Source organism: Streptomyces pseudogriseolus (assembly GCA_002154585.1).
GTDB classification, from domain to species: Bacteria; Actinomycetota; Actinomycetes; order Streptomycetales; family Streptomycetaceae; genus Streptomyces; species Streptomyces pseudogriseolus.
Window position 1 is genome coordinate 18,140 of record MUNG01000324.1, and the last position, 452, is coordinate 18,591.

Sequence of the window (452 nt, forward strand, 5' to 3'; positions counted from 1 at the left end):
GCCGTGGTGATCAGCAGGGCGATCGGCATGGCGCTCACTGACGTACTCCCGGTTCACAGTCGACCCCCGACTTCCTACATCAGCTTGAAGGGCGGACTAACCATCTGTCAGTGCGTAACGTCACGAATCGGACAGCCCGGCGGGGTGTGGACGCCTGGTGCGACGACCGTGACCTGCGCGGATACCCCACCCGCGAGGCGTAGGTCACATCCTGGGGGAATTTGGATCACAGAACGGCCCGGCACCCCGGGAAACGGGGGCGCCGGGCCGGATTCTCACGTGCTGTGCCACGGCGGTCACTCACCGCCGCAATGCCCTGGCCGCCGCCCACGCACATGGTCTCCAGACCGAACTGCTTGTCGTGGAACTGGAGGGAGTTGATGAGCGTGCCGGTGATGCGGGCGCCGGTCATGCCGAAGGGGTGGCCGACGGCGATGGCGCCGCCGTTGACG

1 pseudogene is annotated in these 452 nt (G+C 66.8%); it reads right to left on the reverse strand.

Annotated features, from left to right (window positions below):
• Window positions 1–292: 292 nt before the first annotated feature.
• Window positions 293–452, reverse strand: a pseudogene (locus CCN29_RS25770) (acetyl-CoA C-acyltransferase); the annotation flags it as partial.